The organism is Streptomyces sp. NPDC017676 (assembly GCF_044329325.1).
In the GTDB taxonomy this organism is placed as follows: domain Bacteria; phylum Actinomycetota; class Actinomycetes; order Streptomycetales; family Streptomycetaceae; genus Streptomyces.
In genome coordinates this window covers 499473-515311 of record NZ_JBIRJA010000002.1, presented here as the reverse complement: position 1 = coordinate 515311, position 15839 = coordinate 499473, and the positions used below count along the sequence as shown (strand labels likewise).

Below are 15839 nucleotides of genomic sequence, written 5' to 3'. Positions count from 1 at the left end.
CGTGGATCGAGGGCTGGCTCTCCGGAAGGGGCGGACATGGGCAAGGCGTTGGTGCTGGGCGGCGGGGGTGTGGGCGGGATCGCCTGGATCACCGGGGTGCTGACGGGACTCGCCGAGGCCGGGCGGGACGTGACCGGCGCCGGGCTGCTCGTGGGGACCTCCGCCGGGTCCACCGTGGCGGCGCAGGTGGGCAGCGGGCTGGAGCTGGAGGAGCTGTACGCCCGGCAGGTGGACCCCGCCCTCCAGGCCGCCGAGATCATGGCCGAGATGGACCTGGAGAAGTTCGCGGCGGAGATCGGCGCGGCCCTGGAATCGGCCGCGTCCATGACGGAGTTGCGGCGCGCGGTCGGGCGGGTGGCCCTGGACGCGCGGACGGTCTCCGAGGCGGAGCGCCGCGCGGTGATCGAGTCCCGGCTGCCGTCCCACGGGTGGCCGGAGCGGCCGTTGAAGATCGTCGCGGTGGACGCGGAGAGCGGTGAGCCGCGGGTCTTCGACCGGGCCTCGGGCGTGCCGCTGGTCGACGCGGTCGCCGCGAGCTGCGCCGTGCCGGGCGTGTGGCCGCCGGTGACGATCGGCGAACGCCGGTACGTGGACGGCGGGGTGCGGTCCGTCGCCAACGCCGACCTCGCCGCCGGTGCCGACCGGGTGCTGGTCCTGGTGCCGCTGGGTGCCACCGAGCCCTTCCCCAGCGAGCGGCCGCTGGAGCGGTCCGTGGCGGAGCTGCGCGCGGGGGGTGCCGAGGTCGTGGTCGTCGCTCCCGACGAGGCGTCCGCCGCGGCGATCGGCGACAACGCCCTCGACCCGGCCACCCGCCGCCCCGCCGCCGAGGCGGGCCGTGTCCAGGGCCGCGCGCTCACCCTGCCCTGGACACGGGACTGACCGGACCCGCACGCCGTGCGGTCAGGGGCGGAGGGCGGTGTGCCGGAACGCCGTGCCGTGGCGGGACGAGCGGTTGCCCGCAGGCCGTGCCGTGGCGGGCCGAGGGCGGCTTGCCCGAACGCCGTACGGTCGCGGGCCGAGGGCGGCCTGCCCGAACGCGCGGCCGTCGCAGGGCGAGGGGACCTGTCCGTGTGCCGTCGGGGTGTGGCGCGGGCGTGCCCTGACGGCGGCGCCGCCCGCGCGCCTGTCCGCACGCCGTGCGGTCACGGGCCGAGGGCGGCCTGCCCGCCGTACCGTCGCGGGCCGAGGGAGACGTGCCGGTACGCCGTCGGGGTGTGGCGCGGCGTGCCCTGACGGCGGCGCCGTCCGTGTGCCGGCCGTTCATGACGGGTGGTCGCAGACGGACGGCAGCCAGGTCAGGCCCGGGGTGGCGCTGAGGGTGTCCAGGGAGTGCAGGAGGTCCTCCAAGTGGCCGGGGTGGGCGAGGAATTCGATCGCCGCCTCGGCGAACGCGTCCCGTACCGCGGGCGGCATCGCGTCGGAGGCGTCGAAGCAGTGCAGCCTGCCGGTCGCGGAGAGTGAGTGCCAGGGAGCGGCGCCAGTCCGGGTCGGTGCCGCCGGCGGGCGGGACTCCGGTGTGGACGGAGAAGCCGGACTGCTGGGCGCTCCAGGCACGTTGGGTGTCGGTGGAGGCCAGGTACCGGATCAGCTTCTTGGCCGCCGGGGTGGCGTGCAGCAGGGCGACCAGGTCTCCGGAGACCTCCCACGCGCGGTTGGCGGGGGCGCCGAGGAGCAGCCGGGCGGAGGGCTCGTAGCGGCCGTCGACGTCCTTCCAGGCGTGCTGGCGCCCCCGGATGAACGACGCCTGGTGCTCCAGCGTGCAGCCCCGCGGGCTCGCGGTCACCGGCCGCGACGCCGCCTCGTACGGGGTCTTCAGGGCCCGCCGGACGAGGTCCGGGTCGCCTCCCGCGCCGACCAGGTCGCGCCAGGTGGTCCAGGCGGTCCTGACCGGCTTCGATCCCCAGGGCAGTGCGCCGCGCGCCCACTGCTCGTAGACGTCCGGGCCGTACCGTTGCAGCAGGATGTCCTCGATCCAGTCGGTGCCGGGCCAGCCGCTGGTGGCCCCGGAACCCATGCCGACGCACCACGCGGCCGGCCGGTGCGCCGCCTGCTTCCGCTCCTGTTCCCCCACGTCGGCCGGGTACCAGACGACGCTCTTCAGATCGGCCTTGAGCGGGAACCAGTACACGTGCCCGTCCGCCAGCGGCATGGCCCAGGAGGGCCCGAAGTCTGCCTGGTCCACCAGGTCCTCCAGCGGCAGGAGGTGCTTCTGCCGGGCGTACTCGGCGAGTTCGCCGGGGCCGGTGAGCGCCACGACGTCGGGTGGCGTCCCGGCCTCGACGTCGGCGCCGAGCACCTGGCTCTCGGCGTTGCTGCCCTGGTAGTCGACGTGGATGCGGTACTTCCGCTCGAACGGCTCGATGACCGCCTTCCGGAAGTTCTCCTCGTCCTCGCCGGTCCAGTTGGCCAGCAAGGTGACGGTCGGCTCCTGCCCGAGGACGCGTACGCCCACCACGACGGCCGCCGCCAGCACGGCCAGGCAGCTCGCCACCACCGTGACGACACGGACCAGGCGGCGGGAGGGGCGGGACGGGGTGCCGGGGTCGGCCGTCGCGGAGCCGCCGGGGTGCGCGTTCACCGGGGCCTGAACCGGTAGTCGTCGATGTGCCGCCGCAGGCCCGTCTCGGCCAGTGCCATCAGCAGGACGCCTCCTATCAGGATCCACACCGCCGCCGACGCGCGGAAGCCGGTGTGCGCCAGGTACGAGGCGGTGTGCCGCCCCGCGTCGGGTATGAGCCGCCCGTGCAGCGGGCTGTCGAGCAACTGCCGGGTGTCCGCCATCCCCTGCTGGGTCCACACGGTGAACAGCGCGGCGGTGACGACACCGGCCGCCGACAGCGCCAGGGCGGCCAGGAGTGGGCGGTTGTAGCGGCGCCGGAGGCGGCGGCGGAGGAAGAGCTGGGTCTCCAGCAGCGCGGCGCAGAAGGCGAGGGCCAGCAGCAGGGTGACGCTCCAGGCGAGCCGGAGCAGCGGGCCGAACGAGGTCTGCCGGTGCACGGCCGCCCGCTGTTGCCGTTGCAGCGCCTTCAGCCGGTCCTGTATGCCCGTGCCCTTCTCCGTCAGGATGCTGGTGGCATAGCTGCGGTACGCCTCGCGCAACAGGCTGCCGTCCGGCTGGAGCTGGGACCTCTGGACCTTGTCCGCGTAGACCGTGATCAGCCCGGCGATCGTCTGGAGGGTCTGCCGGCCCGCCGGGCCGCCCACGTCGTCGTCCGCGGCGGCGGCCGCCAGGCTCTGCGCGGCGACCGAGATCTGCTTCTGGAAGTCGCTGGTCGGGGCGGGCGCGCCGGCGTCCCGCTCGGCCTGGCCGAGCGCGTACAGCGCGGTGTCCAGGGACAGGACGGCCGGGGCGCTGGAGGTGCGCAGCGGGTTCGCGTCGCCGTGCACGCCCTGGTACGACCCGAACAGTGACAGCGCGAGCAGGGCCGACAGGGCCAGCAGCAGGCGGTGGCGGAGGGTCAGGTCGTGGGCGGTCGTGCTGCCGCCGTCCGCCGGGCGCGGCCCGGCACCGGGGAGCCGGAGCCGCGGGCGGGCGAGGCGGCGCGACGCCCTGCCGGGGGCGCGGCGGTCGGCGGGGCGGGCCCGTGCGGGGCGTGGGGTGGGCGGGGTGGTCGGCTGCGCGCCGGTCGCGGGGCCGGTGCCGGGTGTCGTCCCCCTGCCGGTGGTCATGCGGGCGCCCCTCTCAGCGGCCGGCCGCACGTGCCGCCGCAGTACACGGAGTCGGCCGGACCGAGCCACTTGCAGCCGGGGCACTCGATGAGACCGTCGGGGCGTACGGGCAGGGGCGGATCGACGGATCCGGCTGGGGTGGCTCCATCCGGCGTGACGCGTCCCGGCGGGGCGGCCCCATCCGGCGCGACGGAGCCCGGCGGGGCGGCCCCATCCCGCGTGACGTGTCCTGGCGGGGCGGCCCCATCCCGCGTGACGTGTCCTGGCGGGGCGGCCCCATCCGGCGCGACGGAGCCCGGCGGGGCGGCCCCATCCCGCGTGACGTGTCCTGGCGGGGCGGCCCCATCCGGCGCGACGGAGCCCGGCGGGGCGGCCCCATCCGGTGTGGCGGAGCCGGGTGGGCTGGCGGAGCCCGGTGGGCTCCCGGCGGCGCCCGGCGAGGCGGCGGAGCCCCGTGGACTGGCGGAGCCCGGTGGCGCGGCGGAAACCGGCAGGACGGCTGAGCCCGGCAGGGCGGCGGAAACCGGCAGGACGGCTGAGCCCGGCAGGGCGGCGGAGCCCCGCGGAGCGGCCAAGCCCGGCGAGGCGGCGGAGCCCCGGGGGCCGGCGGAGCCTCCTGGGGTCCCGGCGGCGTCGGTGCTCCGCGCGGCGGCACGCCCCTCCCCCGAGCCCCCCGCCGGCTGTTCCGGTGGCGTCGTCAGGGCGCTGGAGAGGATCAGGTGCTGCCAGTCGACGTCCTTCAGCCCGGTGCGGACCCGGCCGGTGCCCGGTGCGGCCTCGATCAGCCGGAGCGCGCCGAGCAGTTGGGTGTCGCCCAGTTCGGTGGCCAGCGCGAGCGCACGGGTGAGTTCCCGGTCCGCGGTGTCGCGGCCGTCCGTGCCGCGCAGCCAGGCCCGGTAGGCGCCGGCCACGGCGGCGCTCGCCTGCCGGTACAGCTCGTGCCGGCGGACCCCGGGGTGCTGCCGGGAGGCGTCCAGCGGGTTGTCGGTCCAGCGCACCAGGACGGGCTGCGGCGCGGGCAGCCGTACCGGCCGGCCGAAGTCGGGTACGGCGATCTCCACGGCGGCGAGCTGGAGGTCCTCGCCGGTCTCGCGGCCGGTGGGGTCGGCGGTGAGGACGACCTGGAAGTGCCGCACCTCGTCGCCCCAGGCACGGGTGACGTACTCCGCGCCGCGCCCGCCGGAGCCGGCCGGGACGGGCGGCAGTTCCTGTTCGCTCGGCACCACCTGCTTGACCTGACGGATCACCGTGCCCGGGGTGGGGGTGAGCCGGATGCGCAGCTCGGGTACCGCCGTGCCGAGCAGGCCGGCCACCAACTCCTCGTACGCCGCGGTCAGTTCGGACTCGGCGCGGACGGCCCGGGCGCGCCCGTGCAGCCGCCGGGTGATGCGCAGCAGCAGGTCGGCGTCCCAGTCGTCGCCGATGCCCCAGGCGTCGCAGACGAACCGGCCCTCGCAGGCGTCGAGCGCGGTCTCCAGGGACATGGCGGCCCGGTGGTCGTGCTCGTTGCGCCCGTCGGTGAGCAGCAGGACGTGTTTCACGGGGGCGGGGTGGTCCTTGAGCAGCCGGCGGGCGAGGTCGAGCCAGGTGCCGATGGCGGTGCCGCCGTCCGCGTCCAGGATCCGTACGGCGCGTTCGGCGGCCTCGCGTTCGCCGGGACCGGCGACGGCGAGCACCGCGCCGCCGGCTCCGGGGTGGACGAGGGTGGCGTCGAACCGTCCGGAGAGCACGGCGAACGCGGTGCCGTCGGGCAGCATCCGGACCGCCGCGACGGTGGCGTCCTTGGCCGCGTGCAGTTTGGCGGCGGGGTGGAGCATCGAGCGGGAGGTGTCGACGATCAGCACCTCGGCGAGCGCGGGTCCGGTGCCGAGCACGGGCGCGCCGGGGTGTTCCGGGCGGCCCCGGCTCCTGACCCCGATCTCCAGGATGGCGTGCATCTCCGGGTCGGGGTGCCGCCCGGCGGGGTCCGGCGCGACCGGCAGTTCCTTCTGCTGGCCGACCGCGAGCGTCACCTCGGTCTCCTCGGCCACGGTCATCGCTGCCTCTTCCCAAGTGGTCCGGAAGGTCGTCTCCCCCGGGGCGTCGGGCTCCCGGAGGGCGGTGCGGGGGTCAGAACATGGTCATCGGCCGGACCGCGTGGGCCAGGTCGAGGAGCCGGCCGTGTTCGCCGGCGGTGCGCGCCTGGGCGGCCAGTTGCCGGAACGACTGCTCCAGCCGGGTGCGCAGGCTGTCCTCGTCCCCGGGTCCGAGGAGCTCCCCGGCGGGGAAGTCCGGTCCCCAGCCCTGGGCCGGCCGGCCGTGCAGGGCGTTCTCGCGGACCTCCGCCACCAGCCGGGCCCGGGACTCCCCGGCCGCCGCGCCGCCGTCCAGGCGCAGTTCGGGCAGCCGCCGGACGGCGTCCCGCAGGCCGGCCGGGGTGGGCGGGTCGCCGTGCAGGACACCGGCGCGGATGCGGACGGCCGCGACGCGGGCGGCGTCGTGGTGCCGGGAGGTGGCGGGCACCTCGTCGAGGACGTGGACGGCGGCGTCCCGGTCGCCGCCGGCCAGGTGGCCGCGGGCCAGGCCGAACGCGGCGGCGGTGTGCGCGGAGTCCCGTTTCCAGACGGCTTCGTAGTACCGCATGGCCCGCGTGGGGCGCCCATGGCGCGCGGGCTGGGAGCCGGTGTGCTCGGCGCAGTAGCCGAGGGCGAGCTTGGGCACGTACTCGCCGGGCAGGGCCCGGTAGACGGCGTCGAAGCGGGCGCCCGCCGGCTCCACCTCGCCCTTGCTGAGGTGCAGCACGCCGTGGTGCCAGGCGATGCGCCAGTCATGGGCGGCGCGTTCGCCGAGCTGGGTCTCGGCCTCGGCGAGCCAGCTCTCCGCCGCCTGTTGCTCGCCCTTCCTGAGGTAGGCGCGGCACAGCCACAGCGCGGTCTCGGGGGTGCCGAGGCGGGATTCGCGGGGCCACTGCCGGGCGACCCGGTCGGGGGCGTCGGGCGGGAAGGTGTCCAGGAGCAGGGCGGCGCCGTCGTCGGGGTCGGGCAGCGGCTCGGGCAGGGCGCCGGCCACCTCGGCGGCGGCGGGCGGGGAGACGTCCAGGCCGGCGGGCCGCTCGCCGCGGCGGGTGGTCCAGTGGTCCAGGGCGGGGATGGCGCCGAGTCCGGCGTCGAGGCTCGCGCCGGTCGCGCGGAACCGGGTGGAGCTCTCCGGCAGTTGCTCGCCGAACTGGAGCGAGCGGAACTCGCGGAGTACCTCCCAGAGTTGACGGGACATCTCGGCGGCGGAGCGGAACCGGGCGCGGGGTTCGGCGTGGGTGGCGCGGGCGATGAGGCGGCGGAAGGAGTCGGGGGCGAGGCCGCGGGCGGGTTCGGTGCTCCTGGCCAGCGCCTGGAGGGTCATGCCGACGGTGTAGAGGTCGCTGTCGACGTGCCAGCCGCGCCGGTCGATCTCCTCCTGGGGCGGGGCGTAGCCGGCCGTGTGGACGTAGGCGGAGGTGCGGTCGCCGATGGCGCGGACGGCGCCGAGGTCGATGACCTTGATCGCCCGTCCGAAGTGGATGACGTTGGCGGGCTTCATGTCGCAGTGGAGCAGCCCGCGTTCGTGCATGTACTGGAGGGCGCCGAGGATCTTGCAGCCGTAGGTGAGGACGTGGTCGAGCCGGGGGCGGCCGTGGAAGATCCGCTCGACGTCGTCGGCGTCGAAGAGCTGTTGCAGGGAGCGTCCGCCGATGTAGTCCATGACCAGGTAGCCGGTGGGCGGGCGGCCGGGGGGCCGGTGTTCGGCGTAGGTGATGATGCGGACGATGTCGGGGTGGTGCAGGTCGGTCAGGGAGCGGCGCTCCTCGACGGCGGTGCGGCGGGCGAGGGCGTCGTGGACGTTGATCTGGCCCTTGAGGACGACCCGGTGGCCGTCGGCGCGGGTGTCCTCGGCGAGGTACACCCAGCCGAGGCCGCCGTGGGCGAGGCAGCCGAGGACCTCGTAGTGGTCGGCGACGATGTCGCCCCTGGTGAGCTGCGGCCGGAAGGAGTAGGGCGTGCCGCAGCGGGGGCACCGGCCGGTGTCGCGGGCGGGCTGGCCGCCGTAGCCGATGCCGATGGTCATGGTGCAGCCGTTCGCGCCGCAGCGGCGGCCCCCGGTGGGCGGTCGCGGGTCCTCGACGAGGACGTCGTCGGGGACGGGGACCTCGGGCAGGACGACCAGTCCGTGCTGGTCGAGTTCGCCGATGCCGGCGACGGCGTGCACGGGCGCCGGGCCGGGCGGTTCGGGCTCCCCTGCGGTGCCGGCCGGGGGCCGGTCCGGTGGTGCGGTGCGCGGTTCGGCGTGCCGGTGGCCGCAGGTGTCGCAGTAGCCGGTGCCCATGATGCGGCCCGCGCAGCCGGGCCGGACGCACGAGGTCACGAGGCTCCCTCCTCACCGGGTGCGGGGGCGGAGCAGAAGCCGACGAACCGCTCGACGGCGGTCTCGGCCCGCTCGATGTCGCAGGGGGTCTGCCGCAGCAGCGAGACGGCCTGTTCGTAGAGCCGGTACGCCGCCACCACCCGGTCGCCCTGCGCGGCGGCCCGCTGCCGGCACAGCGGCCACTCGGCGCCGACGCGGCCGAGGAGTTCCTCGCGGCGGCGCAGCCGGGCGTCGAGCAGGTCGACGGCCTTCTCCAGGCGGCGCCGGCGGCGGCCGACGGCGTCCTCGAAGGTGAACAGCCGTCCGGCGCGGGCGGGTCCGCGTTCCTGCTCGGGGGCGTGGTCGATCCAGGCGCGCAGCATCCCGCTGCGCCGGACGCCGGCCTCGGCCCGGTCGATGAGCTGCCGGGTGCCGGGTGGGGGCAGTACGCGGTCCCGGCGGGCTTCGAGCGCGGGCCCCAGCTCGTCGGTGATCCGGTCGAGTTCGGTGCGCAGGCGGGCCCAGCGCTCGCGCAGCGGCCGGTGCACGAGGAACTCGGCGGCCTGCTCGGCGCGTTCTCCCCGGTCGCGGAAGGCCAGCAGCAGCCGTGCGCCCTGCCGGGCGAGCCGGTCCAGCAGGCCGAGCAGGGCGTCGGGTTCGGCGGCCTCGTCGACGGCGACCAGGACGGCGGCGAGCGGGAGGCGCAGGGTGCCGAGCCGTTCGGGCCGGGGGTCGTCGCGGATGCCGAGGCGTTCGGCGATCCGGTCCATGACCTCCGCGTCCGTCAGCCCCTTGATGTCCAGGGCGAGGTCGTGGGCGCCGGCGGGGGGCACGGTCTCGGGCGGGTCGTGGCTGACGGCGCTGGTGTTGCGGTGGGTGCGCAGCTCGCGGTCGGCGAGGGTGACGGCCCGTTGCAGGGTCCAGGCGCGGTCGCCGTGCGCGGGGACGACGGTGACGAGCACGGGCCAGCCCTCGCCACGGAACCAGGAGGCGAGTTCGGTGGCGAACGGGACGTCGAGCCGGCCGGCGGCCGCGCCGGTGCCGGTGCGCAGCCGGGGGTCGACGGCCTCGGCGCCGTCGGTCCAGGCGGCGACCTGCGGCAGGTGGCTGAGGATGGTCTCGGTGGGGCTCATGTAGCTGAAGGCGGAGCCGGGGCCGTCGTCCACGCTCAGGACGATGCCGATGACCTGGTCGGTGGCGTGGTCGACGACGCCGCCGCCGCTGAAGCCGTCGTCGGCGAGTTCTTCGGGGGTGAGCGGGCGCAGCTGCACCTGGCTGTCCCGGCCGCGCGCGGCGACCAGGGTGGCGCTGTGCCAGCGTCCGCCGTCGTCGCCGCGCGGAAAGCCGTACATGCTGACGGGGCCGTGGGGGGCGGCGAGCCGGTAGAGCCGGGTGATGTGCTCGGCGGGCAGGGGTGCCGACAGGCACAGCAGGGCGAGGTCGCCGCTGCGGTCGCCGAAGGTGTCCTCGCTCTGGGGTACGTGTTCGTCCGGGCGGACGGTGGCGGTCACGGCGGCCAGGCCGGGGACGCCGACCAGGCGGACGGTGTAGCGGTGCCCGGGGCTGACGACGTGCGCGGCGGTGAGGACCCGCTCGGGGGCCAGCAGCACGCCCGCGCCCCGGACCCGGCCGTCCGGTGTCTCGATGCGCGCGATCCAGGACGGTGTCCGTAAGCGCGATGCGGCGACTCGCTCCCCCGTGCGCGTCATGGTCCCGAGGTTACTCCGCGTACCACGCCCGATACTACTGGTATGCACGGGGTTGTTGCGGAAGCCGGACAGCACGGTGCGAACGCCTGCACTATACACGCGGTGTATAGTCCGGGCATGCCTCTTACGACCGAGACGAGCTCGACGCCGACGCACGCGACCACCGACGCGCCCAGGAAGATGCGCGGAACGGGCCGGAGGTTGCGTGGCTGGGCGCTCGCGTCCGCCGCCGCCGGCCTGACGCTCACCCTGTCCGGCTGCGCGCAGGTCGACACGATCGCCCCGAGCACCGCCCGCGCCGAGGCGGCGCAGGGGACAGCGGCGCGGTTCGGGACCGTCGACTGCCGGGAGGCCAAGTGCATCGCGCTCACCTTCGACGCGGGCCCCAGCGAGAACTCGGCGAAGCTGCTCGACATCCTGAAGGAGAAGAAGGTCCCGGCCACCTTCTTCCTCCTCGGCAAGCGGCACATCGAGAAGTACCCGGAGCTGGTCAAGCGGATGGCGGCGGAGGGCCACGAGGTCGCGAGCCACACCTGGGACCACAAGATCCTCACCCGCATATCGGACGCGGAGATACGCGAGGAGCTGACGCGCCCCGACGACGCGATCGAGCGGCTCACCGGGCGCAAGCCGACGCTGATGCGCCCGCCGCAGGGCCGCACCGACGCCGACGTGCACAGGATCTGCAAGGAGCTGGGCCTGGCGGAGGTGCTGTGGAGCGTGACCGCCAAGGACTACACGACCGACGACTCGGCGCTCATCACCAAGCGGGTCCTCGACCAGTCGTCCCGGGACGGGATCATCCTGCTGCACGACATCTACCCCGGGACCGTGCCGGCCGTGCCCGGCATCATCGACGCGCTGAAGGCGCGGGGCTACGTCTTCGTGACGGTCCCCCAGCTGCTGGCGCCCGGCAGGGCCGAGCCCGGCAAGGTGTACCGCCCGTAGCCCCTCCCCCGGCTCAGAACACCACCGACCAGCCCTCGCGGGAGGCCTGTTCGGCGGTGTTGGAGACGCCGTGGACCTTCAGGCCGGCCGCGTCGAGGAGCGTGATCTCGCCGCCCTGGTTGCCGAGCGGGGTGTCCGCGGTGAGTGGCACGGTGAGGCAGTCGCCGGGCGCGAGCGGGGCCGTGGCCGGGACCGGCGAGTCGTGGCCGAGGCGGCTGACGATCCGCCAGCCGGTCAGGTCCGCGGGCTCCGGCGAGGCGTTGAGCAGGGTCACGCTCTCCGTCTCCGGGGCGGGGCCCTTCGGGTTGACCGACGCGGCGATGATCACCACGGGCTGCGCGCCGGTCGTGGGCCGGGTGCCGTCGACGTCCTCCAGGGTGTGCCCGGTGGTGTCGTCGGTGTGCCAGGACTGACTCTGGAAGGCCAGGAAGATGCCGACCCAGCGGGACTGCGCGGGGAAGCGCAGCAGCAGTCCGCCGTCCTGCCACACCCCGTCGTCGCCCTTGAAGCGGCGGCTGTTGCCCTGGTTCATGTGGACGTCGTGCACGCCGTTGCCGGGCAGGAAGCCGAACACCTTGTCCTTGACGGCGGGTTCAGGGCCGAATCGGGATCCGAAGACGTAAGCCCGCGCCTGCGGGTCCGCCACCGCGCGCTGGACGTAGTGGTCGAGGAGGTCGGCGAGGTCGTTGTCCGGTCCCTCGACGTCCGGTGGGAGCGTGCGCATCCCGGCCGGGTCGAAGAGGTTGCCGCGCACGAAGTCGAGGGTCGGGCCACCGGGGCCGGCCGGCAGGGTGTTCCAGCCGCCGGGCAGGCCCTCCAGGGCGGTGGTCAGCGGGTGCCGGAAGTCGTCGGCGACCAGGTAGAGCAGTTCGGAAGGGTGCTCCTGGGAGAGCACGTTGACGGCGGCGCGGTAGTGCGTGCCGTGGTCGTCCGTGAGGTGGATCTGGTAGTGCGGTGTCTCCCGCGCGCCCTCGCGCCGCGTCTCGACGGCGCGGGCGATGAGAACGCCGTAGTTCTTCACCGGCATGACGATCAACTCCCCCGTACGACGGGCTGCTTGACCGGCCCGTCACAGGAAGCGTAGAAGCAGGATCCCGGTGGCGCCGCCCCGCGCACCCACTGTTCCAGAATACGACCCCTCATGGACACCTGCTAGGCGAGCGGGCCGGCGCGGCGGGTGAACGCGCGGGTGACCGGCGTCCCTTGCCTACGATCGTGCCGTGCCCACCTTCTCCTTCGAACGCACGGTGCCGCTCCCGCCCGACGAGGCGTGGCGCCGGCTCACGGACTGGCCGCGCCACGCCGACGCGGTCCCGCTGACCCGGATCACGGTGCTGACGCCGCCGCCGACCCGCGAGGGCACGCGCTTCGTGGCCCGCTCTGGGCTCGGCCCGCTCACCTTCGACGACGTGATGGAGGTGACGGTGTGGCGCCCGCCGGCCGACGACGTCCCCGGCCTGTGCCGCCTGGAGAAACGCGGCCGGCTGATCCTCGGCTGGGCGGAGATCGAGGTCCACCCGGGGCCCGGGGGCCGCAGCCGGGTGGTGTGGCGGGAGGAGCTGAGCGTCCGCTTCCTCCCCCGGGCCTTCGACGGCCCGCTCACGTCGGCCTCCCGCCTGTTGTTCGGCCGGGCGGCGGACCATCTGCTGACACGGGGCTGAGCCGGGGGTGGGTGCGTCCGCGCGGTCCTCAGTCCTTGCGGCCCGTCAGGGCCACCGTCACGCCCAGGCCGATCATGGTCAGGCCGCCCGTGCCGCCGACCGCGGACAGCCGGCGGGGAGAGCGGGCGAACCAGTCGCGGGCGGCCGAGGCGGCCAGGCCCCAGACGGCGTCGGAGATCACCGCGATGGCGTTGAAGACGAGCCCGAGCAGCAGCATCTGCGCCGGGACGTGACCGTGCCCGCGGTCCACGAACTGGGGCAGCACGGCGGCGAAGAAGACCATCGTCTTGGGGTTGGCCACGCCGACCGCGAACCCCTCCCCCAGGGTGCGCAGACCACCGCGCGCCGGACCGGACTCCGCGACCGCGGCCCGCAGCGAGCCGCGCCGCCGCCACGCCTTGACCCCGAGGTGCACGAGATACGCGGCGCCCGCGAGCTTCAGGGCGGTGAAGACGAGCACCGAGCGCTCGACGACCGACCCGATGCCGAACGCCACGGCGACCACGAGCAGGTAGGCGCCCAGCGTGTTGCCGACGACGGTGGTCAGCGCGGCCCGGCGGCCGTGGGCCAGCGCCCGCCCGATCACGAACAGCACGCTGGGGCCGGGGACGATGATGAGCAGGAAGGACAGGACGGCGAAGGCCGCCAGACGGTCGGGGGACACCATGTCGTCATGCAACACAGCCGCGACGGCGGTCGGCAAACGCTTTTCAGGCCACCGACCCGATCCGCCCCGCGGTCCGCCCCGCGGGCAGCGTCGCCGTGTCGTGGTGGATGGGGGTGTGCGCGCCGGTCAGCGGCACCCCGCTGCCCCCTCGCCGGCCCGCGACGATCTCCGCCGCGATGGACAGCGCCGTCTCCTCCGGTGTGCGGGCGCCGAGGTCCAGGCCGATCGGGGAGCGCAGCCGGGCCAGCTCCAGGTCGGTGACGCCGACCGCACGCAGCCGCTCGCCGCGGTCCAGGTGGGTACGGCGGGAGCCCATCGCGCCGACGTAGGCGACCGGCAGCCGCAGCGCCAGCTTGAGCAGGGGGACGTCGAACTTGGCGTCGTGGGTGAGGACGCACAGGACGCTGCGGCCGTCGACCTCGGTGCGCTCCAGGTACCTGTGGGGCCATTCGACGACGACCTCGTCGGCCTCGGGGAAGCGGGCGCGGGTGGCGAACACCGGGCGGGCGTCGCACACGGTGACGTGGTAGCCGAGGAACTTGCCGATCCGGACCAGCGCCGACGCGAAGTCGATCGCGCCGAAGACGATCATCCGGGGTGCGGGGACGGAGCACTCGACCAGGACCGTGAGCGGGGCGCCGCAGCGCGAGCCCTGTTCACCGATCTCCAGGGTCCCGGTGCGCCCCGCGTCCAGGAAGGCTCCGGCCTCGGCGGCGACCGTGCGGTCCAGCTCGGGGTGGGCGCCGAAGCCGCCGTCGTACGACCCGTCGGGCCGGACCAGCAGGGGCCGGCCGCGCAGCTCCGCCGGGCCCTCGGCGATCCGCGCGACCGCCGCCGCCTCCCCTCGGGCGGCGGCGGCCAGCGCGGACGCGAACACCGGCCGGGCGGGACCGTCCGCCCGGACCGGTGTGACGAGGATGTCGATGACGCCGCCACAGGTCAGGCCGACGGCGAAGGCGTCCTCGTCGCTGTACCCGAAGCGTTCGAGGACGGTGTGGCCGTCCTCCAGCGCCTGTCGGCACAGCTCGTACACGGCGCCCTCCACGCACCCGCCGGAGACCGAGCCGATCGCCGTGCCGTCGGCGTCCACCGCGAGGGCGGCGCCGGGCCGGCGCGGGGCGCTGCCGCCGACGGCCACCACGGTGGCGACGGCGAAGTCACGGCCCTGCTGGACCCACTGGTCCAGCTCCTCGGCGATGTCCAGCATCTGTCGGTCTCCTCACGGGGTCGGGGGACGGGCGCCCCGGAGGGGCGCGGGGAACTGCGCGACCGGCCACGACGGGCCCGCGGAGGGCGGGCGGCCCGTCACGGCACCGTCGGCGGGCGGGAGTTTGACGACAGGGCCTAGTGCACGCCCAGCCATGCCTCGATGGGATGGAGGGCGAAGTAGACCAGGAAGACGACCGTCAGGCCCCACATGAAGGCGCCGATCTCGCGGGCCTTGCCCTGGGCCGCCTTGATGGCGGTGTAGGAGATCACGCCCGCGGCGACACCGGTGGTGATGGTGTACGTGAACGGCATCAGGACGACGGTCAGGAAGACCGGGATCGCGGTCGCCCGGTCGGCCCATTCCACGTGCCGGGCGTTCATCAGCATCATGGCCCCGATGACGACCAGCGCGGCGGACGCGACCTCCTGCGGCACGATCGCGGTGACCGGGGTGAAGAACAGGCAGGCCGCGAAGAACAGGCCGGTGACGACGGAGGCGAGACCCGTGCGGGCTCCCTCGCCGACGCCCGTCGCCGACTCGATGAACACGGTCTGACCGGAGCCGCCCGCCACACCGCCGATCGCGCCGCCGGCGCCGTCGATGAACAGCGCCTTGGACAGGCCCGGCATCCGGCCCTTGTCGTCGGCCAGTCCGGCCTCGGTGCCGACGCCGATGATGGTGGCCATCGCGTCGAAGAAACCGGCGAGCACCAGAGTGAAGACGATCATGCCGATCGTCATCGCGCCGACCTCGCCCCAGCCGCCGAACTCGACGTTCCCGAAGAGCGAGAAGTCGGGCATCGAGACGGCACTGCCGTGCAGCTGGGGGGCGCCGCCCGCCCACTGCGCCGGGGCGATGACACCGAGGCCGTTGAGGACGGCGGCGACGACCGTGCCGGAGACGATGCCGATGAGGATGGCGCCGGGGACGTTACGGGCCTGGAGCATGAAGATCAGCAGCAGGGTGCCGGCGAAGAGCAGCACGGGCCAGCCGGCGAGTTCCCCGGCGGGGCCGAGGGTGAGCGGGGTGGCCTTGCCCTGGTGCACGAAGCCGGACTTGTAGAGACCGATGAGGGCGATGAACAGACCGATGCCCATGGTGATGCCGTGCTTGAGCGCGAGCGGGATCGCGTTCATGATCATCTCGCGCAGGCCGGTGACGACCAGCAGCATGATCACCACGCCGTACAGCACGCACATGCCCATGGCCTGCGGCCAGGTCATGGCGGGGGCGACCTGTGAGGACAGGACCCCGGAGACGGAGAGGCCGGCGGCGAGGGCGAGCGGCACCTTGCCGACGAGACCCATCAGCAGCGTGGTGAGGGCCGCCGCGAACGCGGTCGCGGTGATCAGCGCCTTCTGGCCGAGTGTGTCCCCCGCCGCGTCCTTGCCGGACAGGATGAGGGGGTTGAGCAGGAGGATGTAGGCCATCGCCATGAAGGTGGTGATGCCGCCGCGCACCTCACGCGCGACCGTCGATCCTCTTCCGGATATGTGGAAGTACCGGTCGAGCCAGGACCGCCCGGCCGGGACGCGGCTGCCTTCGCCCGCGTCCTCGGCGGCGGTCCTGGGCTCCACTGACTGCTGGGTCATGGGCCAACTCCCAAGGTTCATAGGTGC

At 74.8% G+C, this 15839-nt stretch carries 12 protein-coding genes; 3 read left to right on the top strand and 9 right to left on the bottom strand.

The window, feature by feature from the left end:
* Positions 1 to 36: 36 nt before the first annotated feature.
* Complete coding sequence (locus ACH4LD_RS06470) at positions 37 to 879, top strand: patatin-like phospholipase family protein (RefSeq protein ID WP_398054267.1); 843 nt, start codon at positions 37 to 39, stop codon at positions 877 to 879.
* Here ACH4LD_RS06470 and ACH4LD_RS06465 read toward each other — a convergent pair.
* The 5 genes from ACH4LD_RS06465 to ACH4LD_RS06445 form a co-directional block, all read right to left on the bottom strand.
* Entirely contained in the window at positions 854 to 2578 is a 1725-nt protein-coding gene (locus tag ACH4LD_RS06465) for an ABC transporter substrate-binding protein (protein WP_398054268.1), read from the bottom strand. The genes ACH4LD_RS06470 and ACH4LD_RS06465 overlap by 26 nt on opposite strands.
* A complete protein-coding gene (locus ACH4LD_RS06460; RefSeq protein WP_398054269.1) occupies positions 2575 to 3669 on the bottom strand; it encodes a hypothetical protein in 1095 nt (364 codons plus the stop codon). Before ACH4LD_RS06460 ends, ACH4LD_RS06465 begins: the two co-directional genes overlap by 4 nt.
* Positions 3666 to 5705: a VWA domain-containing protein gene (locus ACH4LD_RS06455; RefSeq protein ID WP_398054270.1), complete on the bottom strand. Its 2040-nt coding sequence runs from the start codon at positions 5703 to 5705 to the stop codon at positions 3666 to 3668. The genes ACH4LD_RS06460 and ACH4LD_RS06455 overlap by 4 nt, the downstream gene beginning before the upstream one ends.
* A gap of 73 nt (positions 5706 to 5778) precedes the next feature.
* Positions 5779 to 8046 (bottom strand): tetratricopeptide repeat protein, encoded by a 2268-nt coding sequence (locus ACH4LD_RS06450; RefSeq protein WP_398054271.1) that lies wholly within the window; start codon positions 8044 to 8046, stop codon positions 5779 to 5781.
* A complete protein-coding gene (locus ACH4LD_RS06445) occupies positions 8043 to 9734 on the bottom strand; it encodes a serine protease (protein ID WP_398054272.1) in 1692 nt (563 codons plus the stop codon). The genes ACH4LD_RS06450 and ACH4LD_RS06445 overlap by 4 nt, the downstream gene beginning before the upstream one ends.
* A gap of 180 nt (positions 9735 to 9914) precedes the next feature.
* On the opposite strand from ACH4LD_RS06445, the gene ACH4LD_RS06440 reads away from it, so the two are divergent.
* Positions 9915 to 10682, top strand: a complete 768-nt coding sequence (locus tag ACH4LD_RS06440) for a polysaccharide deacetylase family protein (RefSeq protein ID WP_398054565.1) — start codon at positions 9915 to 9917, stop codon at positions 10680 to 10682.
* Positions 10683 to 10695: 13 nt separating this feature from the next.
* Here ACH4LD_RS06440 and ACH4LD_RS06435 read toward each other — a convergent pair whose 3' ends face one another.
* Positions 10696 to 11709 carry a DUF2278 family protein gene (locus ACH4LD_RS06435; RefSeq protein ID WP_398054273.1) on the bottom strand — a complete coding sequence of 338 codons (1014 nt, stop codon included), beginning with the start codon at positions 11707 to 11709 and terminating at the stop codon, positions 10696 to 10698.
* Between the two features lie 193 nt (positions 11710 to 11902).
* On the opposite strand from ACH4LD_RS06435, the gene ACH4LD_RS06430 reads away from it, so the two are divergent.
* The gene (locus ACH4LD_RS06430; protein ID WP_398054274.1) at positions 11903 to 12343 is read left to right on the top strand and encodes an SRPBCC family protein; all 441 of its coding nucleotides are present in this window, start codon (positions 11903 to 11905) and stop codon (positions 12341 to 12343) included.
* 28 nt (positions 12344 to 12371) lie between these two features.
* Here ACH4LD_RS06430 and ACH4LD_RS06425 read toward each other — a convergent pair whose 3' ends face one another.
* The 3 genes from ACH4LD_RS06425 to ACH4LD_RS06415 form a co-directional block, all read right to left on the bottom strand.
* The gene (locus ACH4LD_RS06425) at positions 12372 to 13010 is read right to left on the bottom strand and encodes a LysE family translocator (RefSeq protein WP_398054275.1); all 639 of its coding nucleotides are present in this window, start codon (positions 13008 to 13010) and stop codon (positions 12372 to 12374) included.
* Positions 13011 to 13053: 43 nt separating this feature from the next.
* A complete protein-coding gene (locus tag ACH4LD_RS06420; protein WP_398054276.1) occupies positions 13054 to 14217 on the bottom strand; it encodes an XdhC family protein in 1164 nt (387 codons plus the stop codon).
* A 137-nt stretch (positions 14218 to 14354) separates the two neighbouring features.
* A complete protein-coding gene (locus tag ACH4LD_RS06415; RefSeq protein WP_398054277.1) occupies positions 14355 to 15812 on the bottom strand; it encodes an NCS2 family permease in 1458 nt (485 codons plus the stop codon).
* Between the last annotated feature and the right edge of the window lie 27 nt (positions 15813 to 15839).

What these genes read in the sequence shown, in the direction of transcription:
- ACH4LD_RS06470 (WP_398054267.1), top strand. Translation starts at nt 37, where the DNA reads ATGGGCAAGGCGTTGGTGCTGGGCGGCGGGGGTGTGGGCGGGATCGCC.
- ACH4LD_RS06460 (WP_398054269.1), bottom strand. Translation starts at nt 3,669, where the DNA reads ATGACCACCGGCAGGGGGACGACACCCGGCACCGGCCCCGCGACCGGC.
- ACH4LD_RS06455 (WP_398054270.1), bottom strand. Translation starts at nt 5,705, where the DNA reads ATGACCGTGGCCGAGGAGACCGAGGTGACGCTCGCGGTCGGCCAGCAG.
- ACH4LD_RS06445 (WP_398054272.1), bottom strand. Translation starts at nt 9,734, where the DNA reads ATGACGCGCACGGGGGAGCGAGTCGCCGCATCGCGCTTACGGACACCG.
- ACH4LD_RS06440 (WP_398054565.1), top strand. Translation starts at nt 9,915, where the DNA reads ATGCGCGGAACGGGCCGGAGGTTGCGTGGCTGGGCGCTCGCGTCCGCC.
- ACH4LD_RS06435 (WP_398054273.1), bottom strand. Translation starts at nt 11,709, where the DNA reads ATGCCGGTGAAGAACTACGGCGTTCTCATCGCCCGCGCCGTCGAGACG.
- ACH4LD_RS06425 (WP_398054275.1), bottom strand. Translation starts at nt 13,010, where the DNA reads ATGGTGTCCCCCGACCGTCTGGCGGCCTTCGCCGTCCTGTCCTTCCTG.
- ACH4LD_RS06420 (WP_398054276.1), bottom strand. Translation starts at nt 14,217, where the DNA reads ATGCTGGACATCGCCGAGGAGCTGGACCAGTGGGTCCAGCAGGGCCGT.
- ACH4LD_RS06415 (WP_398054277.1), bottom strand. Translation starts at nt 15,812, where the DNA reads ATGACCCAGCAGTCAGTGGAGCCCAGGACCGCCGCCGAGGACGCGGGC.